Raw genomic sequence first — 24,137 nt, 5'->3', positions numbered from 1 at the left:
CTGATAACGAAGGTAGTAAAATAAAATGATAAAGACGTTGGGAAAACGCGCTTTTGCAATCGTACTGAGCGCATCTGTATTGGGATTAGCAGCTTGCTCATCCGCCCCAGAACAAGAAGAAATCGAACGCGTACCAAATAAATCTGTGCAAGCATTGTACGAAGACGCCAAGCAAACACTCGACTCAGGCCTGTATGCACGTGCCATCGAGCTACTCAGTGCCATCAACTCACGTTACCCGTTTGGTCCTTATTCTCATCAGGTACAGATGGACCTGGTTTACGCTTTTTATCAGACTGGGAACACCGAACAAGCGCTGGCCACAGTGGATCGCTTTTTGCGCCTGAACCCCAACCATAAAAACCTCGACTATATGTATTACATGCGAGGCCTAATCAATATCAAAGCAGACGAGAACGGTTTTCAGGAATACTTTGGTATCGATCGCGCAGACCGCGACCCGAGCCGCACAAGGGTTGCTTTTCAGGATTTAACAACGCTTGTGAAGAACTATCCGGACAGTACGTATGTCCCGGAGGCCAAAAAGCGCCTGGCATGGCTGCTTAACAAGATGGCGCGTTATGAGCTGAAAGTCGCCAACTACTACTTTGAACGTGAGGCATACCTGGCCGCCGCAAACCGCGGTAAGTATGTGGTTGAGCATTTTTCTCAGAGCAGCTACCTGGTACCTGCACTTGAAATGATGGAAAAAAGTTATGCTATGTTAGGGCTCGATGAGTTAAGCGAGAATGCCCGCAAAGCAAAAGAGCTGAATCAGCAGCGCTAAGCCCCCATTATTGATACTGAATACAACAACGCCGGATTGCGCACAGCATCCGGCGTTTTTATTTGAGTGAAACAGGGCTTAGATGGCTTCTTCGTCTTCCTCGCCGGTACGAATACGGACGACACGCTCGACTTCAGTGACAAAGATTTTACCATCACCAATTTTGCCGGTTTGCGCCGTTTTCAAAATCACGTCGATAGCCCGGTCTACGTCTTCTTCTGCCAACACAATATCTAATTTCACTTTTGGCAGAAAGTCGACCATATACTCCGCACCACGATATAGCTCGGTGTGCCCTTTTTGCCGGCCAAACCCTTTGACTTCGCACACGGTCATACCGGTAATACCTATATCGGATAACGCCTCTCGCACGTCATCCAGCTTAAATGGTTTAATGATGGCTTCTATCTTTTTCATGGTTGATTCTTATCCCTTTGGTAATGCGTCGATTTTAGACAATCCCATAAAACAAGGCAAACAAAGCAATTGAATAAATACACAAAAAGACGCACTATAATAAGTAGTCTTTATTCCTGTTTTTGGCTGTAATCATGAAAAAAAATACAGGCTTCACGCTTTTTGAGTTAGTTATCACTATTGCTATTTTGGGTGTACTGGCCACACTGGCGTTCTCATTCAGCGGCGGCTTGACCACCTCAACCCGCGCCGAAGCTTACCTGAGAGAACTTAAGCGCACCATAACTTTTGCCAGGGCACAAGCGACTGCAACCGATGAGATCATCGTTATATGCCCGGCAGCCGCAGTACTGGTTGAAACCAACAGCAGCTTTGTCTGTCAGAACGATTGGCAGACCAATCGGATCGCTGTCTTTCTCGACAGAAACAATAACGGCGCATACAACACAGGAGCCGACGACCTGTTGCGTGTGATGGAACGAGTCCCTAATAATGATGGCCTGACCTTTCCAGCAGCCAGCTTGCGCTTTGACTCTAGCGGTCGCACCGCAATGCAGCAGACCAGCAGCTTTATTTATTGCCCTGCTGCGACAGATTTTCCAAATCAACAACTGGAGGTCAGTGTCGTGGGCTCTGCACTCTACCGTGGTGACACAACACTCACCTGTGACTAAGGCACCAGCTTGCACGGTTATGCTTTAACCTGTAATTGGGTCGCCACTTACGCAGGTATTCACTTTTTTACATCAGTAAAAGAGGCTGAAAAAAGCGCGCCCACCTCACCAACCGCGCACGACAATGATATTTACTCATATGCCTTGCGGTTGGGGCTCAAACAACTAGGCTGACACTATGACTGATGCACGGATGCATACTCATGGCCTTAAGGACTGTTTGCGGGTTTACCCTGCTTGAATTGATTATCAGCATGGCGCTGTTTGGCGTCTTTTTATTACTTGCAGCACCGGCGGTACACTCGATAACTGAACTGGACAGAGCTAAACAGGCTTTGGTGTTACTTGACCGCCACCTGACTTTGGCACGACTGCATGCGATAACGCATCAGACACCTGTCACGATTTGCCCCCTGGTTAAAAACCGTTGCACAAACTTGTGGCATCAGGACCTCACCATTTTTACCGATCGGGGTGAGCGAGCATCCTTTGACAAAAACGATGTAAAACTGATGGTGCTCTCTGAAGTACATTCTTCAGATACGCTGGATTACCCACGAGCGGCAATCACTTTTAAACACACCGGCATGTTAAAGGGGTTTGGCAATGGTACCTTTGTGTATTGTACACAACGCCTCACAGGCGATCCTCTTGGCCTGGCATTGTCAATCAGTGTGGTTGGACGCAGTCGGCTCAGAGAGACCAACAAATGCATGTGACAAGCAGAGCCTTAACGCCCTACTCTGCTTGAACTTTGCTATATAACGCGCACCTATGTTCGCTATCGACCCCAACAGCGGTCAGCGGTGAATGTGCCTGTACTACCCCGGACATTTAGGTTGTTAATAGTCAAGGTGGTGCACTCAGTGTCACCTGCCAGCGGACCACCGCTTGCCGACGCTCTGATCAAAAACTCGTTTAAATCATTATTCAACACAATCTCTAGCGAGAAGTAATCATTTTCTGTGGTCGTCGGCAACCCCAGGTCCGCCAGTGAATTGGCATATTGGCGGTTATCAACAAAATACTGCTCTTGTTTATTCGCCGCATCCAGCAAGGTTGCCGCCGCCTCGGCTCTGGCTGCGCGTCTGACATATTCCGAATAGCTGGGATAAGCAATACTCGCTAATATCCCCAGAATAGCAATGGTGATCATCATCTCAATCAGGGTAAAGCCCTGCTCTGTGCGCTTAGTTCTTTTCATCATGCTCTTCTTTTTTGTAAATGTACAACAGCCGTGTTTGCATCTTAATTTCGACCGCGTTATTTCCGGTCGGACCACCCACACTGTTGTCCGGCTTGCGGTATGGCTCAGCGGCGTCTGGCTCAACCGGTTCTATCCTGTCTCCACCAGAGTCGTCGCCATCAACCACCACGATTGGACTGATCAATTGGGCTTTAATCGTGGTACTGCCATCTTCGTTAGTATGCTCACTGAAGTGGACTCTGGGCGTGTCCGGCACTTCGGCGGTGGTCTGGTAACTGCGCTGATCTAACATCTGCATGCCATAATTGAGGTGTAAAACATACAACCGACCTTTACCTGCGGTGATCGAACATTCGTTTACTTCGACACTGGCCGGGGTAAAGGTAGTGTAATAGGCCACCCCTGCGAGAACAGTCGCGGCAGACATAGACTTCTCGCCATTGCCCAATTTTAATTTCCAGCCCTTGGCTGCCCCCAGCTCGACTTCTTTTTCCACAAACCTGTCGAAGTCATCAAGGCGGGAATAAAACGGATCATTCGTCACATTCAGTAAATCCGAGGGCCGAATGACATCCGGTGTCGTCTCACGGTCAAATGATTGGGTTTTAGTGTTTTCATCCCTGATCATGTAGAGAAAGTCTTGTACAGAGGTCGATGTAGGCTTAGCCCGGTTACCACTGCCAATCAGCAAACCATCATAGGGGATGTCCCGGCGGATTGTGACTGTCTGACCGTTCACCGTTTTGGTTGAGACCTTAGAGAAGTAGGTGCGAGCAACCACCGGACGATAGAAAAAGCGCCGTTTATTGTTATCGGTTCCACCACTGAGGTTTGCCAGCTGAAAGTGCGTCCAGGGGGTCTCACTGTCATTGGGTTTGGTGCCGGGTAAGTCAAATCGCCATACTCCGCCTCCGGTATCCGTGGCGTAAATCCGGTCCGTGTAACCGTCGTAATCAGAGTCAATCGTGCTGACGTCAGCAGCGATACTGTGTTTACCCTTAAAGCCGTTGTCAGCGGTCAAACTCCAAAATGGTTTACCAGTTTCTATGTCAACAATATAAATCCCGCGACCTTTGTTATCCTCGCTAAACAAGGCATTGTCTTTATTGGTGTCATATCCACCCCCAAAGATAACCATCGGCGTGTCTGGCTTTGCCTTAATAAAGGTGATAAGTGGTTTTGACCAGGTTTGCGCTAACTGCTCATAAGGTGCCACGCCGCCTTTTATCGGCCCGCCCCAGAGTAATCTGGGGTTATCTGGTGAGGTTATATCAAAACCGTAATACTCATTACCGCCACGGCGCAAGCCCACAATGAGCCACACTCGCTCGCCACTATCAACTATGCCATTATCATCTTTGTCCCAGAAGTAAACGGTTATCGGCCCATCAACTCCATAGAGTTTAGTGTCGTCCTGACGATCCATTTGCGGCTTAAGGATATCTAACAATGAACCTGGTACGAACGCCCAGCTTTCGGTGACCGTATCACCATTATCTTTGAACATATGTAAAAAGCCGGCGTTAGTACCGACAACGACTCGCTGATCACCATTACCATAGTCAATGGTCACAGGCCTCGAGTGCAGCGGATCGCCAAAAATGGTGCTGCGTCTATCCTGAGTTGAGTTGTTATTGTTCTCATCATTGACATCAATACCCCGTGACCAGTTAATCACGTTCGGCAGTACGCCAGCATTGTCTACGGAAAACAAGGAGCTAAGTTTGCTCAGATCACCGCCCGCCGCGATTAGCGCAGTAGCATAGTCAAACGACATTAAGGTGCCCTTACCATAATCTGAGTAGATCTTACGCGTGGTTTGCCTGGATAGTTGATAATTTACGCCGCCGACACCCACTTTAGAGCCATCTTTGGAGCCTGGCTGAGACCAGTAAGTTGTGACATTATCAGCTATGGTCCCTTCTTCGTTAATGGCATGACTTTCGTTCCCCATACCGTGGATCACCGACCCTTTTACCTTAAGCTTCTTAAGGTTGCCGCGCCAACGGGTATGGGTTTCAGGGTAAAACATGGTGTAGTAGATTGAATCCCCACTACGGCTCAGGTCTGAGCTACTGGTTGATACCGACGGCGACGAAAAGCTGTCGCTTTTTTCACGAATATTGGTAATGGTGGCTTTCAAAGCCTCCGACAGCTCTGAAGCGGTATTGGCGTGTTTGTATTCCCCACCGCCATCCAGCGCGGTTTGTTCCAGCAAAGCTTTACCTGCATTCGACATTCCGGTACCAAACCCAATGGTGTAGGTGCGGGCGAAGTCATGTTCCTGCGGCGTTGCTGGGTAAAGGTCCACCTGAGTTTCCGGTGTGCCTCTCATCACTTTGGCCAGTGAATTCAGGTAATTATTCGACACTCTGCTTGGCGTTGTGCCAAAGGTAGACACATATTTATTGTAGATATCCGTATTGCGCGCCGAGTCACTGGTCGGGTCGCCGTCGGTCATCAGGATAATATTAGTAGAGGTATCACAACGCTTAGGTGCCAGTGGGTCCGGCTTAAACGGTGAAATATAAACCCCATTGCTTTCAATACTGCGGTCACGATCACTCTTATCTCGACCATACAAGACGTTCTTTCCGGTCAGATAAAGGTAGGCCTCCCAGAGCGTTTCAGACAGAGGCGTACTACCACTGGCTGGCAGGTTGGCAATTTTGCTTTTTAACGTCGTTTGGTCGGCTCCCAAACCATTTAGTACATAACCACCTGAACTGGAATAGAGTCGCATCAGACCAATATCAAAGTCGGGATTATCATCTACCAGCGTAGTAATGGCATCCTGGGCTACTTTTAACCGGCTGTCACCACAATTTGACTCCCGATACCAGCCATTGCGCACTTTGTAACAACGCTTACTAGTCTGTGATGAATCAAAGCAGTCTATCTCGCGAAACCGCCCTCTGCGATATTCGTAACAGCGCTGACCATCTTTAACATCCCACGCCATACTGCCTGAGGTATCAAATACGACCAATACCCGCGACTTTTCTGAATTCGAAATATCGTGCTTTACAAACAGCTCAATGTCTTCGGCCTGGGTGCTGAATACCAGTAAAGCGCTCAGGGTCAGTACAATTTTATGCCACATTATTGATTCTCCCGGTTACTGAGCACCTCTTGCGCAATACCTATTACCACAGTCACCTGATGTCGCGACTGATCACCATATTGCACACTGCTTTGCACTTCAGTGATGACACAGCTCAGCCCCTCGGTAAAATTAAAAACACGAGGACACTCAAGCAACAATTCACCACTATTGAGATTTGACTGCGCGCTCGCCAGGTTAAGCTCGTTATCAACGTGTATGGTGCGGCTGACCATTTCATCGCTTGCGTTCAAAAACTGACCATTGAGCGAGTTAAATACACTGTTACCTTGTAGTCCTTTTTCCCGCGCGATGATCCGTTGAACTTCGCCCATTAATAAGGCTTCGGCCGCTTCACGCTCCTGCGCCGCATTCGTCACTTTGATATCTATGGTACTGCTGCTCATTAGGGTCACGGCAACACTCATTACAGCCACAATAAGCACCATAGAAACAATCAACACCATACCTTGCTGTTTATGTGCCATTACCATGTTGTGATCCCCATGTTATAAAGCTGAATGGTTGTCGAAAATACCGTACGCCGATAATTGTCGTTGAAGGTTAAGGTACGCTTGTCCGGGTCATTACCAAGCGTGTATGTCTGGCTTTTTAGCTCCAGGCCCGCATCGGGCTCCAATACCCGAACCAGTGCAATGACCTGGACTGTTAGAATACCACCTGAGCGTTCCCAGTCTCCCGCTGTCATATTCTGTGTACTGCGGTAAGTATCCACCCGGCTGTCACCATTGGTATCCAGACCAAACAAGTAGCGAATGTCCTCAACCCCCTCTATGACGGCTTCTGCGTTCATACCACCGCCCACCGTCAACCTTCTGCGCATTAAAATAGGTGTTGTGACAGTCTGACTGTTAATGCGAATAGGCTGCTCTTCGATGTAATACACATGATGGCTATATGGCCAGGTTGTCGCATTATTGGTCGGTGGTGCAACGTAATTACTCCCCGCTACAAATGTGCCCTGTTCTTGCTGCGCAATAAAATAGTAACGGTTCTCTTGTGGGTTGTTGCCCTGTATGAGCTGCTGACCTTCAAGAAACTTGAGCTGTAAGACCTCAGTATTATTTTTAGCTCCTGCAATGCAGCCCAGTGCTTCTCCATTTGTTTGCCTTGCAAAAATAGAGCGGAAATTAGTCTGATCCGTATTTGGAAAACTGCCATTATTAAGGCCATCAGAGCAATCATTGACTGGATTAGCCGGGCTGGTTGAGTTGTTCGTAGTCAACCCTTGATCATAAAACGTCCCCCAAAAGCCAACCTGCTCAAGATCGCGTCGCAGCAAAGTTAGCGTCAAACGACCAACCTCCTGTAATTCACCAATGGCCATCGTATCGCGGGTCGTCACTTTCATACTGACATACGCCGTCACAACCCCTCCGAGCAGGAGTGCCCCGATAAACATCGAGATCAGTAGCTCAACCAGCGTGAAACCTGAGCGTCTCATCTTAATCCCTCACCAGAATATAGCTGTTGATGCTAACCACGCGCCGAAAGTCATTGTTATCACCACAATTGATGGCTTGATTGGCCGCATTCATTGCAAATGCCTGTCGGCCAGCCCAGGCCACACTCACGGTGACGTCAAACCCCCGCCCATCGGAGCCCGCCACTGGAGCTGTGGTGATACACACTGTGGTATCATCAAGTGAACCGGTATTTTCACGGGCCTGAATGGCCATGATCCATTGCTCCAGATCCATCGCAGCAATTTGGTTATTGGTACAAACGTTATTGAAGCAGCTATTGTTGCCATTCACCGTTGCGGTGCTGCTAAATACCTGTTGGTACTGGTTTTCCAAATTTATCGTGTCGTTACTGCGGATCCGCTGCATAATGTCGCCAGCCAGTGCAACAGCAGCAGCGCGTTGCATCGAATCGAAACTGGCTTGCTTGGCTTTCGCCTGCAGTGCCACCGCACCCAGCAGGCCAAAGCTCAGCACCATAAACGCGATGAGCGATTCTAAAAGGGTAAATCCGCGATTTGCGTTAATGCACACAGTGTTTGCCATCATTTTTCAAAGTCTATTTGCTCGACTACATAATATAATGAATCACTTCTGCACGAACCTAGTCGTGGTCTCAACGGTCAATCAGCTGGGTTTAATGGTCAGAACAGCGATTTAAAGCTGGCTGCAGCACGGCGACTCACGGTAATGGGCTCAGCAAACCCCTCCAGTCGTACGCGGTGACTGCCCTCGACAGATTCCAGGCTCAGAACAGCCTGTTTTTTTACTAAGGTGTTTCTGTGCACCTGCACAAAGTGCCGGGGATATGCGGCCACGAGCTTTTTTAAGGGGATATCGATGAGCGCTTCACCACCAGTAAAATAGATGTGGGTATAACGCTCGTCGCTTCTGGCAACCAGGATATCAGACACGGCCACCCAGCGCGTATCATGGCCAACTTGGTATTGCAGGCGCTGCATTTGTTCACCATAGATATGTTCCAGTAGCGCAACCAGACGTTCTTTATCTATCGGTTTAACTAGGTAGCCTTCCGCCAGCAAATCAAACGCCCGTAAAGCATGCTCGGCAAACGCGGTCACAAAGACGATTTTACACTCTGGCGATTGCTCTCTGAGCTGACCGGCGACCTCGAGTCCATTGATGCCCGGCATGGCAATATCCAGAAATACCAGATCCGGTGAGTTAAGCTCGCATAATTGCAACGCCTCAGCACCATCAGCGGCTTCTGCCACACACGTGAAATGATCAAACTCCGACATCAAGCGCCGTAACCGCCTTCTGGCAATTGGCTCATCATCCAAAATCAGATAATTCATAAGCTCCGGTGTCAGGTAAAAGGATGGTAGCTACGAATTTATCACTATCTCGCTCAATCCTCAAACTAGCCCGGCGCTGATAGTACAGAGAAAGTCGTTTATCGATATTTTTAGTGGCAATACCATTGCCACTGGAATGATGTACTGAATGAGGCAATGGGTTAGTCACACGCAGTATAATCACATCATCCACTTGCTCAATCTGGATGTGAATGGTGCCGCCTTGAACGCGCTTTTCTATGCCGTGTAATACCGCATTCTCGACCAAAGGCTGGAGGGTTAATGTCGGAATGGGCACGCTCAGTAAAGCGTCTTCAATCTGCCATTGAACCTGCAGTCTTTGCTCAAAGCGAAAGCGCTCCAGACTCAGGTAATCTTTTGTTAAGGCCACTTCATCGGCAATAGTGTGCCATTTCTTTTCGGCCAGTGACACTCGCATCAGACGAGCTAATAGTAACGCAGCCTGCTCAGCGTCTGCGGCATTTTCATGGGTCAGTTCAGCCAGCGTATTAAGGGTATTATGCAAAAAATGCGGTCGGATCCGTGCCTGGAGGGCGTCAATTTCTGCGCGTGACGCCAGTGCCAGTGCATTGACATTGTCGATATAGATAGACATAAAATACAGTAAGATCACCACCACAAAGCAGCAAATAGCACTGTGGCTAAACACTGGCCCCCAGTCAATTGGCACATGCGAAGACAAAGGCGTGAACTGGATCCCTATGCTCAAGCCAATACACACACTGATGAACACCACAAATACGATGCTCAGCTCAAGCACACCATTTTGCTGCGGTTTAGATACTTTGAAAACACTGATCAATGCAATGAGTGCCAAAGACAATAAGGCGTTGCTGTGGGTAAATAAACTGACCAGGCCCAGCGTCAGCCAGAAGTCATCATAGTCGGCGAGCGTGTAAATAAAAGAAAGGGATTGCGAGGCGATCAGCATGGCCAATACGCCTCGTTCAGACACCATGGCTTTTAACAGTCCCAGGCCAATTGCCTCTGACTTATCCATGGTCAGAGAAGCTTACCTGAGCTCGACAGGCACGGCGAAGACCACGTTCTCTTCCTGTCCAGGGTTTTCGACCACGGTTTCACCGCCCAACGCTTTCAATCGGGCAATCACTTGCTGAACCAGCACCTCGGGAGCTGACGCACCGGCTGTCACACCGACTTTGCCAACGCCCTCAAACCAGCTTGCTTCGAGGCACTTATCATCATCAATCAAAAATGCTCGCGTGCCCATTTTATCGGCAAGTTCGCGCAGTCGATTTGAGTTTGAGCTGTTCTTTGCCCCAACCACAAGCAACAAGTCAACCTTGTTAGCCAAATCTCTGACCGCATCCTGACGATTTTGCGTGGCGTAGCAGATGTCGTCTTTACGCGGACCATGGATCTGGGGAAACTTAGCCCGTAGTGCCTCAATGACATCTGAGGTGTCGTCCACAGATAGCGTGGTCTGGCTGCAATAGAACAAATTGCTGGGATCTTTTACTTCAAGCGCTGTAACATCTTCGGGTGTCTCGACCAGATAAATCCCACCAGCAGGGTTATCATACTGGCCCATTGTGCCCTCCACTTCCGGGTGTCCGTGGTGGCCGATCAGCACACACTCTGTCCCTTTACGGCTGGCGCGGGTGACTTCCATATGTACTTTGGTAACCAAAGGACAGGTCGCATCAAACACTTTCAGTTCACGGCGCTTAGCCTCCTGACGTACTTGCTGAGATACGCCGTGCGCACTGAAGATCACGATACTTTCGTCAGGCACCTGGTCCAGCTCTTCAACAAACACCGCACCGCGTGCGCGTAGGCCGTCAACCACATATTTGTTGTGCACCACTTCGTGACGCACATAAATGGGTTTTTCGAAGATATCCAGCGCACGCTCAACAATGCTGATAGCGCGATCAACGCCGGCGCAAAATCCACGCGGGTTGGCGAGTAAGATCTCCATTAGTTTTTCACCTCTAAAATATCGACTTCAAAGGTCACTTTCTGCCCCGCCAGCGGATGGTTAAAGTCAACGGTGACGGAATCGCCGGCCACTTCACGCACCAGACCTGGCAGCTCGGTACCATCAGGCTGAGTAAAAGCAATAATACTGCCTACCTCGGCCGGGGTATCGGCGCCAAACTTACTGCGATCAACATAATAAATGTTGTCCGGATTTGGCATGCCAAAGGCATCTTGTGGTTCAAGTTCAAATGATTTGCTGTCACCGGCTTGAAGCCCAAGCAGGCATTTTTCGAAGTTCTCAGTCAGGCTGCCATCACCCATAAAAAGCTTGGCTGGCTTGTCATGTACTTTCGTTGAGTCTGCTGCAGAGCCATCAGCCAGTTTTATCGAAAAGTGAAATAAAACTTCGGATTGTGGGCCTATTACCTGCTCACTCATGCCTTTTTCTCCTGCGTATCCGCATTGTCACCAAAAATGGCGTCAAATAACAATAAACCTGCACCACCAACAATGGCCATATCGGCAACATTAAATGCCGGGTAATGCCAGTCCTGATAGTAAAAATGCAAAAAGTCTACAACATAACCCAGCGTCAGACGGTCATACAGATTACCTAAAGCACCAGACAGGACCAGCGCATAAGCACTACACAACAGCCAGTTTTTGGCTGGCAACTTTTTTAGCCAGTAAACCAGCAGACCACTGATGGCCACCGCAATCGTACTTAAAAACCAGCGTTGCCAGCCACCCGCTTCACTTAAAAAGCTAAACGCAGCACCATAGTTATGCATATAAGTAAAATTAAAAAATGGCAGTAACTCGATAGACTCATAGAGCCGCATATTTGCGACTACCAGTGCTTTGGTGCCGAAGTCTACTGCAAACAGCAGCAGACTCAGCCACAACCACACCAGACCACTACGCTCGGTCGATTTGGTCATGCAATACTCCTAGATTAAGCGAACTGACGCTGTTCACCAGCGCCGTCAACATTGGTCACACAGCGTCCACATAGCTCAGGGTGCGCTTCATGCTGACCAACATCTTCACAGTGGTGCCAACAACGATCACACTTAGCCGCCTGGGTTGCCTTCACAGAGATAAACAAGCCATCAATCTCAGTCGCAACCGCGTCTTCGGGGGTTGTGTTAACCACTTCAACCTGAGCTTTAGAAGTCAGCAGAACAAACCTGAGTTCGTCCTTCAGCGTCTGCAGTTTCTCTGCCAGATCACCGCCTGTGTACAGCGTTACTTCAGCCTGCAGGGTTGCACCAATGATCTCTTCTTTACGGGCATTTTCCAGTACTTTGTTGACTTCGTCACGCACTGCCAGCAGCTCTTGCCAGAAGTCGTTGCTCAGCTGGCCTTCGCTCACCTGGTTCAAACCATCATACCAGACATCGGTGAACACGAATTCACCGCGCTCACCTGGCAGTACCTCCCAGATCTCTTGCGCTGTAAAACTCATGATAGGTGCCATCCAGCGCGTCATTGCTTCTGCAATATGGTACAACGCACTTTGACAAGAACGACGCGCATGGCTGTCACTCTTAGCCGTGTACTGACGGTCCTTGATAACATCAAGGTAGAAGGAACCAAGCTCACCGGTACAGAAGTTCATCAGCTTTTGTGTCACAACCAACATTTGGTAGTTATCGTAAGCTTCCACGATCTCCTGCTGCAATTGTGCTGCACGGCTGACAATCCAGCGATCCAGTTCAATCATGTCCTCTACCGCAACCAGGTCAGTCGTCGGATTAAAACCACTCAGGTTAGACAACAAGTAACGACTGGTGTTACGGATCCGGCGGTAGCGATCTGCTGCACGCTTAAAGATCTGATCTGAAACCGTCATTTCTGCCGTGTAGTCGGTTGACGCAACCCACAAGCGAAGAATATCAGCACCCAGCTTATTCATGATGTCCTGAGGCGAAATGACATTGCCCAGCGACTTAGACATTTTGTGGCCTTTCTCATCCACAGTGAAACCATGGGTCAGAACCTGGCGATAAGGTGCATGGCCGTTGATGGCCACCGATGTCATCATCGACGACATAAACCAGCCGCGGTGCTGATCTGAACCTTCCAGATACAAGTCTGCCGGGCCCGTCAGCTCTTCACGTGCATCAACCACACATGCGTGTGTTACGCCCGAATCGAACCATACATCCAGCGTATCCTGTACTTTCACGTACTGTTGTGCATCCGCTTCGTTAAGCAAAGTGGCAGGCTCCAGATCGTACCAGGCCTGAATGCCTTGTTGCTCAACCAGCTTAGCGACTTCTTCAATCAGGGTCTCAGTTTGCGGGTGCAATGCACCGGTATCTTTGTCAACAAACAACGCAATAGGCACACCCCAGGTACGCTGACGAGAGATACACCAGTCCGGACGTCCCTCAACCATGTTGGCAATACGGTTCTCGCCCCACTCAGGGATCCACTGAGTTTTGCCAATTTCTGCCATAGAATCCTGGCGCAAGTTCGCCTGATCCATGCTAACAAACCACTGTGGTGTCGCGCGGAAGATAATCGGAGTTTTGTGACGCCAGCAGTGTGGGTAGCTGTGTGTCATGGCATGGTGATGGACCAGCGCGCCCTTTTCTTTTAGGTGCTCAATGATAGCTTCATTAGCTTTAAACACATGCTGACCGGCAAACACTGGCGTGTCTGGCAGGAATACACCGTTTGCGCCAACCGGGTTGGCCACTTCCAGATCATAAGCCTGACCTGCTGCGAAATCTTCCGGGCCGTGACCAGGTGCAGTGTGAACAATACCAGTACCTGAATCCGTTGTTACGTGCTCACCCAGGATGACTGGCACATCAAAGTCATAGAAAGGATGCGCAACACGCAGGTTTTCAAGCACCGCGCCTTTGGCATAGCCCAGCACGTGATAACGCTTAAACCCAAACCGGTCCATCGCATCTTTAACCAGCTCTGAGCCCAGCACCATACGTTGCTCTTGGCCTTCATCTTCAATTTGTACCAACGCGTACTCTAGTCCGCCATGAACAGCCACTGCGCGGTTGGCAGGCAAGGTCCAGGGTGTCGTTGTCCAGATCACAGTGCTGACAGCACCGCTACCCTGATGCTCGTCATCCAATGCAAACGCGCTTACTAACGCCTGTTCGTCGACAAAATCGAACTTCACATCAATCGCAGGAGATTGTTTGTCCTGATACTCTACTTCCGCTTCCGCCAATGCCGAACCACAGTCTGTACACCAATGGACAGGCTTAGCACCTTTGTGCAGGTGGCCGTTCTTGATAATGCGACCCAGCACACGCAGCGCGTTGGCTTCGAAATCAAAGTTCATGGTCAGGTAAGGGCGATCCCAATCCCCCAGTACACCGAGGCGTTTAAAATCTGTCTTTTGCCCGTCGACTTGCTTGCGTGCGTAGTCACGGCACTTTTCACGAAACTCAGCAACAGAGACTTTTTTGCCCGGCTTGCCAACTTTCTTTTCGACCTGTAGCTCAATCGGTAAACCATGACAGTCCCAGCCCGGCACATAAGGTGCGTCGAAGTCGGAAAGTGTCTTTGACTTAATAATAATATCTTTAAGGATCTTGTTTACAGAGTGACCTAAGTGGATATTACCATTGGCGTAAGGAGGACCGTCGTGCAAAATAAATGGCTTCTTACCTTTTTTGGCAATTCGGATCTGACCATACAGATCTTGCTCGTACCATTTTTTAAGCATTTTGGGCTCGCGTTGTGCCAAATTGCCACGCATTGGAAACTCAGTTTCCGGTAGATTTAACGTATGCTTGTAGTCGCTCATTTACTTTACTTTCCGTATCGGCTACTTAAAATTATTGAAAAAAGTGTTTTGCAGCAATGACATCCTGGGCAATTTGCTCAGTTAACTGCTGCAATGACTCAAATTTTTGTTCATCACGAAGCTTATGTAAAAGCTCCACTTTTATAAATTGACCATAAATTTCCTGGTCAAAATCAAAGATATGTACCTCTAGTAATGCCTGCTTGCCATTCAAGGTGGGTTTAGTGCCAACATTAGCAACACCGTGATACACGGTATCATGTACTCTGACACGAACCGCAAATACGCCCTGGACGGGACTTACCTGACGTTTAAGTGCCACATTGGCCGTTTTAAAACCCAGCTCACGGCCTTTCTTCCAACCATGGATAACCCGGCCCGATATCGCATAAGTGTGGCCCAACATTTCATGAGCCAGTACCACATCGCCAGCTGCCAGCGCGGCGCGGATCAAGGTGCTACTGACTCGGCTATTATGTTGTCGAAAACTCTGCGTATCTTTTACGTCCATGTCCAGCTCACGGCCCAACCGCTGCAACATAGCGAAATCTCCGACCCGGCCTTTGCCAAAACGAAAATCGTCGCCAACGGTCAGCGCTTTGACGCCCAACTTGGCACTGAGTACCTGGCGGACAAAGTCTTCAGCCTGAAAGTTGGCAAATCGCGCATTAAAGCTCACGCAAATCACGCGCTCTATGCCCACACCCGCCAATAGCGCGAGCTTATCCCGCAACCGGGTTAAGCGCGCCGGCGCCTGCGCTTTGGCAAAAAATTCCTGTGGCTGCGGTTCAAACAACATCACGGTACTGGGCAGATTGTGTACCCGTGCATCTTCAACCAGGCCTTTAAGTACCTCGGTGTGCCCCAGGTGTACGCCATCAAAGTTTCCTATCGTCAACACACAGCCATAGTGGTGAGGTCGGATATTGTGGATCCCTCTGATCAATTGCATACAACAAACACCTGTGATTACTAAAGCAGTTTAAAAGCCCGATTATACCCAAGTTGCCAGCAAATGCGAATAAAGCCTATGCAGCGCGTACCCCTGCCGCTGAACTGTCCCGGATCGTACTGAGCCGAACCCCAGTAAGGAACATGACAACGAAGTAAGTCAGTATCGCAGCGACCAATTGCAGGCCCAATATACCAATTTGCCCTGTGAGGTCACTGCCCGGCCAGGGAAGAAGCTGATTCAGCCATATCAGGACACCCGACATCACCACAGTTGCCACGACGCATTTAGCGAAGAACATTAGGGTAAATGGCGATACCCGATACACCCCAGCCTGATTGAGATAACGATATAACAAGGCCGCATTGCACGTTGCTGACAAAGCGGTTGCCAACGCCAACCCAAGGTATCCAATAAACGGCGCCAGCATCAGGTTAAACAGCATATTTAAAGACATGGCAATGATGCCGATTTTAACGGGAGTTTTTGTATCCTGGCGGGCAAAAAAACCGGGGGCCAGAACTTTAATAAGCATAAAGCTAACCAGGCCAACTGAATAAGCGGTCACAGCACCACTTACCGCGCCGATATTATCTTGCTCACTCTGCGCAAATTCGCCATGACCAAACAGTACCGAAATAATCAAGGGGCTGATGAGTATCAAGCCCGCCATCGCCGGGATCCCCAGAAACAACACAAAGCGGACGCCCCAATCCAGAGTTTGCTGAAATTCCTGAATACTATCTTTTGCGTGCAGTTTAGACAGCGCTGGCAAAATTACCGTGGCAATACCAATGCCAAACAGCCCCAGTGGAAATTCAATTAACCTGTCGGCGTAATACAACCAGGCGATTGAGCCGGTTGCCAGTGCTGCAGCAATAATGGTGTCGAGTAACAGATTAATCTGACTAACTGACACACCAAACATGGCCGGCAGCATTAGTTTACGTACCTTGACGACCTCAGGGGACTGCCAGGCAAATTTCGGCTTAGACAACATGCCAAGCCGCGCCAAAAAGGGCAGCTGAAATAGAAACTGCACCAGACCGCCCACAAACACGCCTATGGCCAAGGCATAAGCGCCTTGCTCAAACCGCTCATGTAGTAATAGTGCGCAACTGATAATAGAGATGTTGAGCAACACAGGAGTAAATGCCGCCACCGAAAACCGGTTATAGACATTCAATACAGCCCCGCTGAGCGCAACCAAAGAAATAAAAAATAAGTAAGGAAAGGTTAGCTTCAGTAGGGTGCTGGCCAATACAAACTTTTCGGCATTTTCTCCCCCCTGCCACCAGTCAATAAACCAGCTAGTACCAAATAGCCCGGCGATCACTGGCGAGCCAATCACACCTATCAGGGTCACCAACATTAAAATCGTTCCCAAAGTGCCCGCAGCCTGTGCAACAAACAGCCTGACCTTATCGTCGCCATGTTGCTCTTTAATTTCAGCGAGTACCGGCACAAATGCCTGAGCAAAGGCGCCTTCTGCAAAAAGACGACGCATAAAATTCGGGATACGGTTTGCAAACAAGAAGACATCCGCGGCCAGCCCGGCCCCCAATAGATTCGCCACCACAGCATCTCTGACCAGCCCCATCACCCTGGATATCATGGTCATGGCACTCACTATCATGCCCGATTTAAACAGCCCCTTCGCCACGCAGTTTCCTCACTTTTTTATTTGCGCGCAATTATGCCACAAGCCTGTACAGATAAATACTGATGTGGCAGCCTGACACAGCAGCGATTCATAGCCGCATAGACGGTGAATAATAACGCAAATGGGCCTCAATGCCTGTTGATGCAAAGGATTGCCACAAACACTCTAGTAGACCGGTAGGGTATTTGTTACAATAGCGCCACAGTGCCAGGGGCTGTGCCACAGATAGGCGCTAACTTGGTATGAGATCTGAGAATATGATTACATCCAATCATTTCAGACTCGCTGTCGTGCAACCCAACTAGCCGCTTATGGCTGCGAGGGGCTAGGGACAAGTGCGATATGCAAACAAATTGACCAGCCGAGGGGAATTTTTATTGACTTTAAAGAATAAAAAGGGCATATTCCTCGGCCTTTAAACTAAGCTTATTTTAAGATTGTTAGGAGCATACCTTGGCTAACATCAAGTCTGCAAAAAAACGCGCTATCACTAGCGAAAAACGTCGTCAGCACAACGCAAGCCGTCGTTCAATGATGCGTACTTACTTCAAAAAAGTAATCGCTGCAATTGAAGCTGGTGACAAAGAAGCTGCACAGCAAGCTTTCGCTGTTGCTACACCTATCCTGGACCGTTACGCAACTAAAGGTCTTATCCACAAAAACAAAGCTGCTCGTCATAAGAGCCGCCTGGCTGCTAAAATCAAAGCACTATAATTGTGGATTTGGATATGAAAAAGCCGACGTAAGTCGGTTTTTTTATGCCTGATTGTTTTTACCAGGCCAAGCGGCCCTGGCACCAATCCATACTTGGCCCAGCAATATCAAGTTGCGCCCGCAAATTGACCAGGTATGAAGTGAAAGTGGTATAAACTTGATGTGATGTTACAGGGCGTAATGTGGGCACCACCCTGCTATCAAACCGGCCTAAGCGAGCTCCAGTTTTGGGTAAAACTTTTTCAACATTGCGGCAATTTTCTTTGGTGAAAATGGCTTAACAACGAACCCTTTGGCTCCCCGCTCAATGGCATCTTTCACATTATCCACCGTTGAATGCGCAGATACCATAACCACATTAATATCCGGGTTGATTTCAGCCAGCTCTGCTATCAGTTCTTTGCCGTCTCCATCAGGAAGCTCGATATCTAAGAACACAATATCAAAGTGCCGCTCCTCACATGCTGTAATACACTGTTTTGCCGTTGACGCTTCTTTTACGTTATCGATCCCCAAGTGCATCAAGGTCTGATGCAAGAAACTGCGAACAGTGCCTACGTCATCAACAATTAATATAGAGATTTGTTGTTCCATATCCTTTCCCGTGGGCTAGTCAATTGAAATGCGCTATTATTAGCATAGAACTATTATAGAGTCCTGCAAACAAAAGGCTATAGCAAAGCATGGCACAAAAACCAAAAAAACAGGCATTACTCGGTCAGGTCGATGCCAGGTCAAAGAAAAAACAACCCAGACAAAAAAAACGTTTATCACCCCAGCAACAAAAGGCACTACAACAACAGCAACTCCAACAACAAGCACAGCTAGCAGCTGCGCAACAAGCACAAGCTAAGTCTGGTAAAACTCGCTGGATTGTCGCCGCAGTCATTTTGCTTCTTGTTATCCTGTTTCCCAAACCTAAGCTCATTACCTATGAAAAGATAGGCCTGGTTGCACAAAGTGTATACTGGCCTGGTTTACCCGGTGTAGACCCCGTTTTATTTGACTCAAACCTGTATATTCGTCCAGCTTTAGAGCGAAATATGCTATATCTTTGCCAGGATGAGCGCGACCCAGACTCCTGCCAGAAGTATCAAATCATCAAGCAGCAAGGGTTTATCTCTGCGTTGATGGCACTAATTTTGGATTAAAAAAACTAATCTGAAAAATACAAAAATACTCGTTTGAAGAGACCCGGGTTGGGGCGCATAATGGCGCCCCTTTATTGAACAACCTGGAGTACTTTGACGATCATGCCGAACGAATTTGACTGGCTACTTAATTTATTACTGCTAGTGCTAGGATTTGGTGCCTTTTTTATTAACCATAAAACCTTGCTGCGTGGCGCGGCATTGGCGACCTGCAGCATCCTGTTTATTTTGTTCAGCCTCGATCTGATGAACACCTCAGTGATCTCAAACCTGGGTTTGATTCTGATTAATTCATTTTATCTGTTTAAGCTCTTTACTCACGAACAGTATAATACGCCTTAGGTACGCCTTAGGTACGCCTTAGGCACGCCTGCCAATGCTTTCGCACCGGCAGGCAGTAAAAAGCAAACTGCCAGGCTTAAAGATATTTTCTAATTTCTGAGCCTGCGCTACAATCTGGCCACACCCATTGGTTTTGGAGACGTAGTATGGCCATGACAGATGAAGAACTTTTTCTCGCCTCAATGGGGGACGTTGTTCCCTTAGCACAAGACAAAAAAGCAGAGCTCAGACGTCAACAAAACGAACCTACCCTGGCGCAACTTGCACGCAGAGAAGCGGCAGAGCAGGAGCAGGACTTCGATCCTAATTTTCTCTCCACTGAATATGTTGATCTGCTCGATCCACACGATTTGCTTAGCTACAAAAAAGATGGTGTTCAGCAAGGGGTATTTAAGAATCTCAGGCTGGGCAAGTATCAGATTGACGCCACGCTGGATTTGCATGGCAAGCCTTTTCGTGAAGCCAGAAAGTCACTGTTTGATTTCATCACCGACTGCCATCAACGCAGTATTCGGGTACTTCTGATCCGTCATGGTATTGGCTTAAAAAGCAAACCCTTTCCGGCTATTCTGAAAAGCTACTGCAACAAGTGGTTGCAGGAGATGCCACAAATACTGGCATTTCACACGGCGTTAAGCTGCCATGGCGGTAACGGCGCGACATACGTGCTGTTAAAGAAAAGCGAAGAGAAGAAAGTGGAAAACCGCGAACGACACGCCAAACGATGATAGCAGCACCTGCTGCTATCTTTTTAACTCTGTGAGGAGGACGTTACGACCACTTCCTCGTCCGCTTCTTGTATCGTATGTTGAGACTCAGCATTAGCCTGATTGAACCACGCCATTACCCCCAACACAATAACGCTAAAAAGCACAACGGAGAGCTTAACGCCACCTTGGTTACTATTCATAAAAAGCGACTCTTTATTATTATTTTCTCATAACTTACTGAATGTAATTAGATGTCACAAGATGTTTTTTTATACAGTATTTTGTACCAAAGCAAATTGTCGCCCAGCGCCGCCTACCAGAGCGCCTAACCACTCATCACCGACAAGGATTGCCGAACCCGTATTGAGTCTTAAGCCGCGCACAGCCAGATGAAAAAGGCTAAGCAATTACGATTAATACCCCAGTTTCAAATCCACGCAATGTGACAAAGGCTGCCCCTTTTGCATTGCCTGCATATTTGCAACAATTTGTGCAATGGCTGTTTTCAGGCTCGTCAGCGCCGCAACATGGGGAGTCATAGTGATTTTTGGATGATCCCAGAATGCATGATCTGTGGCAAGTGGCTCTGCTGCGAATACATCCAGCGTGGCTGCTGCAATTTGCTCATTATCAAGTGCATCAAGCAAGTCAGCTTCATTGAGATGTGCGCCACGAGCAACATTGATCAGTACCCCGTGCGAAGGCATCGCCTCAAACAGCGTTTTATTCAAAATGCCGTGCGTCTGGGTCGTCAGAGGTAACAGACAGACGACATAATCACACTGTGATGCAAATTCGCTTAACTGTGCCAGTCCCCAGAATTGCCTAATGCCCTCTAGCGCTTTTTCGCTTCTTGACCAGCCCAATACCTCAAAACCATTACGTTGCAGCTTTGTAGCGGCCACCTGCCCCAGCTGACCCAGCCCGAGTATCCCAACCCGGTTTCCAGCACAGGCTCTTTTAGGACGCCACAGCCGCTGTTGTTGCTGACGATAATACAAGCCCAGGCGCAGCTTATGAGCCAGCACATGTCCCAGTACATATTCAGCCATGTCGTCGGCCAACGCGGGATCAACAATGCGACACACCTGCACATCAGCCGGCAAAGCAGATAACGCGATGCCATCGACCCCGGCACCAAACGACTGGACGACTTTGAGATTTGGTAATTGTTGCCACAACGACTCAGGCGCATTCCAGGCCAATACAAACTCAATCTCGGCCAAGACACCCGCATCGGGCCACTCTCTTACGTCCACATCCGGCAGGCTCGCGCGTAACTCTGCCATCAGTTTGCTGTTGTCTCTGCCCGTTACACAGACTAATAATGCCATGCTCTTTCCTTTGTTCTGTTTTAACCGTCACTACTTTAGCAAAAAATCTAACCTTCAGGTGTACTTACGCGACGGCCATCAAACTGACATACAGTTGCAACTTGTTTGTCATGGAGAGTTTTTAATCTTGACGAAAAGCGGTTATAAAACTTGAGAATCGATATATGATCAGTGTTGATAAGGTCATTGAAGCAAACCTGCCTCAATTAGAAAATTCACCAAAAGTAAAAGGCTTAGTTAAAAAAGGCCTGGGTTACTTATTGCACGAGCAAGAGTTTGTCGCCTTTGCAGATACCTACCCTCACCTCCAGGGGCTCGAATTTGTTGAGCAGGTACTGGAAGAGCTGGACTTTGATGCACGCTTCAAACCTAAACAAATAGAGCACATACCCAGCGAGGGCAGTGTCGTGATTGTGGCCAACCACCCAATCGGCTCATTAGATGCACTGGCGTTGATCAAAGTACTGGCGCAGGTACGCCCGGACCTGAAAGTCGTTGCCAACAGAATGCTGATGTCCATAACCCCCATGCACTCGCTGCTGTTGCCAGTAGACAATCTATCCGGGGCGAGTCGCAAGCAGGAGCTGGCCAATATCCAGCACCACCTTAAACAGGAAGGTGCTTTACTTATTTTCCCTGCCGGTGAAGTGTCCCGACTTGGACCTACGGGCATCAAAGATTGTAAGTGGAACTCAGGTTTTTTACGTATGGCCAAAAAAGCCAACTGCCCTATTCTGCCTATCTATATCAAGGCAAAAAACAGCCCGCTGTTTTACGGCACATCTATGATCTACAAACCTTTAGCCAGCCTGCTGCTGGTTAAAGAAATGTTTAAGCAGCGACAAAAATCTCTGGAATTTGAAATTGGTGCCAGCATTCCACCGGCTTCTTACTTACTGGAAAACCTTAAAGACAAAGAGATAGTGGCCCTGATCCGCAAGCAGCTGTACCGGCTGACATCAAAGAAATCTTTGCCGCTGAAAACTCAGACGCCCATTGCGGTGCCGGAATGTAAAAAAGACCTTAAGCAAGCAATTGAAAGCTGTGAGCGGCTCGGTGAAACCCAGGATGGTATGCAAATCTACCTTTATCAGTATCAGGGCAGCTCCCCAATCTTCCGCGAGCTGGGTCGGCTAAGAGAAATTGCCTTTCGTGCGGTCGGCGAAGGCAGCGGCAAACGCCGCGATATCGACAAATACGACATGTATTATCAGCATCTGGTATTGTGGGATGCCAAACAACTGGAGCTGGTCGGCGCGTATCGACTCGCAAGCGCTCAAACCGTGCTCGATAACCAGGGCGCGGAAGGATTATATACGACCAGTTTATTTAATTATTCTGAGCACATGCAGCCCTACTTCGAGCATGGCCTGGAGCTGGGCAGAAGCTTCGTGCAGCCCAGATACTGGGGACGCAAAAGCCTGGATTATTTATGGTACGGAATTGGCGCATTTGTAAAGCGCTACCCACAACATCGTTATCTGTTTGGCGCGGTCAGTTTGTCCAATGCACTGCCGGATAAAGCCAAGGCCATGCTGATTTACCACTACCAGCATTACTTTGCCAATCTGTCATCTCTTGCCACACCCAAAAACGAGTTCAAATTTACGCCATCACAGCAGCAGGCCTTTGCGCAGTTATTTTGTGGTCATGATGTTAAAGAGGATTTTGCCGAGCTCAAGCACATCATGGCGAACATGGGCGCGCAGGTGCCAACGCTGTTTAAACAGTATACCGAGCTGTGTGAGCCAGACGGGGTAAACTTTCTGAGTTTCAGCATTGACCCTGACTTTAACAATTGTATTGACGGCCTGGTATTGGTAGACCTTACCCGAATTAAGGCGCAAAAAGCCAAGCGATACCTGGGAGAAAATATCTACGGCTGATTTGTGCTGTGGCCTTAGTTTTATTTATACTCGCGCTCGGAAATTAAAATTTGTGAGCGCACATGTTAAAAACGCTTCTTCAACTCATTATTTTTGCCATTGTTTTTCTGGCAGTCACCGCGTATCAGGAACTCGGTATGCTGGCGGACGATGGCAAGGCCCCGGCGCCGTATTTTTCGCTGCCTTTACTTGAACAACCTGCACAGCGAGTGTCCATTAAGTCGCTGCAAGGGCAGCAATCGGTCGTCTATTTCTTCGCCCCCTGGTGCAGTATTTGTCGTTACAGCATGCCTAACCTCAACAAACTACATGAGCAAGGTAAAGTGAATGCGGTGGCAATAGCGCTGGATTTTGAGAGCACGGACGCAGTCCACGCCTTTGTCGATGACCTGGCGCTAAGCATGCCAGTATTGCTTGGCACTCACCACACAGGCTCAGATTACAAGGTTAAGGCCTACCCCACCTATTACGTGTTGTCTGCTGACCTTAAGGTAGTCGAGCGCTCTGTGGGTTATTCCAGCGAGCTGGGGATACGCGCCAGGCTATAGACTAACAAGTGTAAGAAAGTGTTTGAGTTGTCGACAATTTCTTACCCTTAGGTAAAACAAAGGTACGATTTATTCTCATACACTAGTCCCAACTCTT

26 protein-coding genes are annotated in these 24,137 nt (G+C 48.6%); 9 read left to right on the top strand and 17 right to left on the bottom strand.

Annotated elements, in window-relative coordinates; all coding sequences use genetic code 11:
- The first annotated feature begins 25 nt into the window (after positions 1-25).
- Positions 26-787, top strand: a complete 762-nt coding sequence (locus tag L1285_RS06190) for an outer membrane protein assembly factor BamD (protein WP_046006671.1) — start codon at positions 26-28, stop codon at positions 785-787.
- Between the two features lie 78 nt (positions 788-865).
- On the opposite strand, the gene glnB is transcribed toward L1285_RS06190, so the two are convergent.
- Positions 866-1,204: a nitrogen regulatory protein P-II gene (gene glnB / locus L1285_RS06185; RefSeq protein WP_010382451.1), complete on the bottom strand. Its 339-nt coding sequence runs from the start codon at positions 1,202-1,204 to the stop codon at positions 866-868.
- A gap of 134 nt (positions 1,205-1,338) precedes the next feature.
- On the opposite strand from glnB, the gene L1285_RS06180 reads away from it, so the two are divergent.
- Both L1285_RS06180 and L1285_RS06175 read left to right on the top strand, forming a co-directional pair.
- Complete coding sequence (locus tag L1285_RS06180; RefSeq protein WP_235411395.1) at positions 1,339-1,878, top strand: GspH/FimT family pseudopilin; 540 nt, start codon at positions 1,339-1,341, stop codon at positions 1,876-1,878.
- Between the two features lie 203 nt (positions 1,879-2,081).
- On the top strand, positions 2,082-2,597 hold the full coding sequence (locus tag L1285_RS06175) for a GspH/FimT family pseudopilin (protein WP_235411394.1): 516 nt from the start codon (positions 2,082-2,084) through the stop codon (positions 2,595-2,597).
- A gap of 62 nt (positions 2,598-2,659) precedes the next feature.
- Here L1285_RS06175 and L1285_RS06170 read toward each other — a convergent pair whose 3' ends face one another.
- From L1285_RS06170 to murJ, 13 genes are all read right to left on the bottom strand, one after another.
- Complete coding sequence (locus tag L1285_RS06170) at positions 2,660-3,082, bottom strand: type IV pilin protein (protein ID WP_235411839.1); 423 nt, start codon at positions 3,080-3,082, stop codon at positions 2,660-2,662.
- Positions 3,069-6,188: a pilus assembly protein gene (locus tag L1285_RS06165; protein WP_235411393.1), complete on the bottom strand. Its 3,120-nt coding sequence runs from the start codon at positions 6,186-6,188 to the stop codon at positions 3,069-3,071. The genes L1285_RS06170 and L1285_RS06165 overlap by 14 nt, the downstream gene beginning before the upstream one ends.
- The gene (locus L1285_RS06160; protein ID WP_235411392.1) at positions 6,188-6,682 is read right to left on the bottom strand and encodes a pilus assembly protein PilX; all 495 of its coding nucleotides are present in this window, start codon (positions 6,680-6,682) and stop codon (positions 6,188-6,190) included. The genes L1285_RS06165 and L1285_RS06160 overlap by 1 nt, the downstream gene beginning before the upstream one ends.
- Positions 6,676-7,653 (bottom strand): PilW family protein, encoded by a 978-nt coding sequence (locus L1285_RS06155; RefSeq protein ID WP_235411391.1) that lies wholly within the window; start codon positions 7,651-7,653, stop codon positions 6,676-6,678. The genes L1285_RS06160 and L1285_RS06155 overlap by 7 nt, the downstream gene beginning before the upstream one ends.
- 1 nt (position 7,654) lies before the next feature.
- Positions 7,655-8,221, bottom strand: a complete 567-nt coding sequence (pilV, locus tag L1285_RS06150) for a type IV pilus modification protein PilV (protein ID WP_235411390.1) — start codon at positions 8,219-8,221, stop codon at positions 7,655-7,657.
- Between the two features lie 95 nt (positions 8,222-8,316).
- A complete protein-coding gene (locus tag L1285_RS06145) occupies positions 8,317-8,991 on the bottom strand; it encodes a LytR/AlgR family response regulator transcription factor (protein WP_235411389.1) in 675 nt (224 codons plus the stop codon).
- The gene (locus tag L1285_RS06140; RefSeq protein ID WP_235411388.1) at positions 8,969-10,012 is read right to left on the bottom strand and encodes a sensor histidine kinase; all 1,044 of its coding nucleotides are present in this window, start codon (positions 10,010-10,012) and stop codon (positions 8,969-8,971) included. The genes L1285_RS06145 and L1285_RS06140 overlap by 23 nt, the downstream gene beginning before the upstream one ends.
- A 12-nt stretch (positions 10,013-10,024) precedes the next feature.
- A complete protein-coding gene (gene ispH / locus L1285_RS06135) occupies positions 10,025-10,954 on the bottom strand; it encodes a 4-hydroxy-3-methylbut-2-enyl diphosphate reductase (protein ID WP_046006680.1) in 930 nt (309 codons plus the stop codon).
- Positions 10,954-11,394, bottom strand: coding sequence for an FKBP-type peptidyl-prolyl cis-trans isomerase (gene fkpB, locus L1285_RS06130; RefSeq protein WP_046006681.1), 441 nt, complete (start codon positions 11,392-11,394; stop codon positions 10,954-10,956). Before fkpB ends, ispH begins: the two co-directional genes overlap by 1 nt.
- The gene (lspA, locus tag L1285_RS06125) at positions 11,391-11,897 is read right to left on the bottom strand and encodes a signal peptidase II (RefSeq protein WP_235411387.1); all 507 of its coding nucleotides are present in this window, start codon (positions 11,895-11,897) and stop codon (positions 11,391-11,393) included. The genes fkpB and lspA overlap by 4 nt, the downstream gene beginning before the upstream one ends.
- A gap of 14 nt (positions 11,898-11,911) precedes the next feature.
- Entirely contained in the window at positions 11,912-14,740 is a 2,829-nt protein-coding gene (gene ileS, locus L1285_RS06120; protein ID WP_235411386.1) for an isoleucine--tRNA ligase, read from the bottom strand.
- A gap of 31 nt (positions 14,741-14,771) precedes the next feature.
- Positions 14,772-15,692, bottom strand: coding sequence for a bifunctional riboflavin kinase/FAD synthetase (gene ribF, locus L1285_RS06115; RefSeq protein WP_235411385.1), 921 nt, complete (start codon positions 15,690-15,692; stop codon positions 14,772-14,774).
- Positions 15,693-15,768: 76 nt separating this feature from the next.
- Complete coding sequence (gene murJ, locus L1285_RS06110; protein ID WP_328285024.1) at positions 15,769-17,355, bottom strand: murein biosynthesis integral membrane protein MurJ; 1,587 nt, start codon at positions 17,353-17,355, stop codon at positions 15,769-15,771.
- Positions 17,356-17,808: 453 nt separating this feature from the next.
- On the opposite strand from murJ, the gene rpsT reads away from it, so the two are divergent.
- Positions 17,809-18,069: a 30S ribosomal protein S20 gene (gene rpsT / locus L1285_RS06105; RefSeq protein WP_010382487.1), complete on the top strand. Its 261-nt coding sequence runs from the start codon at positions 17,809-17,811 to the stop codon at positions 18,067-18,069.
- A 210-nt stretch (positions 18,070-18,279) separates the two neighbouring features.
- On the opposite strand, the gene L1285_RS06100 is transcribed toward rpsT, so the two are convergent.
- Positions 18,280-18,663 (bottom strand): response regulator, encoded by a 384-nt coding sequence (locus L1285_RS06100; protein WP_046006685.1) that lies wholly within the window; start codon positions 18,661-18,663, stop codon positions 18,280-18,282.
- Positions 18,664-18,752: 89 nt separating this feature from the next.
- Between L1285_RS06100 and L1285_RS06095 the strand changes: the two genes are divergently transcribed.
- The 3 genes from L1285_RS06095 (at position 18,753) to smrA (ending at position 20,290) form a co-directional block, all read left to right on the top strand.
- The gene (locus L1285_RS06095) at positions 18,753-19,220 is read left to right on the top strand and encodes a hypothetical protein (RefSeq protein ID WP_235411384.1); all 468 of its coding nucleotides are present in this window, start codon (positions 18,753-18,755) and stop codon (positions 19,218-19,220) included.
- Positions 19,221-19,322: 102 nt separating this feature from the next.
- The gene (locus tag L1285_RS06090; protein ID WP_010382493.1) at positions 19,323-19,562 is read left to right on the top strand and encodes a hypothetical protein; all 240 of its coding nucleotides are present in this window, start codon (positions 19,323-19,325) and stop codon (positions 19,560-19,562) included.
- Between the two features lie 146 nt (positions 19,563-19,708).
- The gene (smrA, locus tag L1285_RS06085; RefSeq protein ID WP_138544465.1) at positions 19,709-20,290 is read left to right on the top strand and encodes a DNA endonuclease SmrA; all 582 of its coding nucleotides are present in this window, start codon (positions 19,709-19,711) and stop codon (positions 20,288-20,290) included.
- 23 nt (positions 20,291-20,313) lie between these two features.
- Here the strand turns inward: smrA and L1285_RS06080 are convergent, their stop codons facing one another.
- A complete protein-coding gene (locus tag L1285_RS06080; RefSeq protein WP_164488165.1) occupies positions 20,314-20,472 on the bottom strand; it encodes a hypothetical protein in 159 nt (52 codons plus the stop codon).
- A 213-nt stretch (positions 20,473-20,685) separates the two neighbouring features.
- Complete coding sequence (locus tag L1285_RS06075) at positions 20,686-21,606, bottom strand: 2-hydroxyacid dehydrogenase (protein WP_235411383.1); 921 nt, start codon at positions 21,604-21,606, stop codon at positions 20,686-20,688.
- 164 nt (positions 21,607-21,770) lie between these two features.
- Between L1285_RS06075 and L1285_RS06070 the strand changes: the two genes are divergently transcribed.
- Positions 21,771-23,492 (top strand): GNAT family N-acyltransferase, encoded by a 1,722-nt coding sequence (locus L1285_RS06070; protein ID WP_125779083.1) that lies wholly within the window; start codon positions 21,771-21,773, stop codon positions 23,490-23,492.
- A gap of 62 nt (positions 23,493-23,554) precedes the next feature.
- Complete coding sequence (locus L1285_RS06065; protein WP_235411382.1) at positions 23,555-24,040, top strand: TlpA family protein disulfide reductase; 486 nt, start codon at positions 23,555-23,557, stop codon at positions 24,038-24,040.
- Positions 24,041-24,137: the final 97 nt, after the last annotated feature.

Source organism: Pseudoalteromonas sp. DL2-H2.2, assembly GCF_021532535.1.
GTDB classification, from domain to species: domain Bacteria; phylum Pseudomonadota; class Gammaproteobacteria; order Enterobacterales; family Alteromonadaceae; genus Pseudoalteromonas; species Pseudoalteromonas rubra_A.
This window is presented reverse-complemented; position numbering and strand designations above follow the sequence as displayed.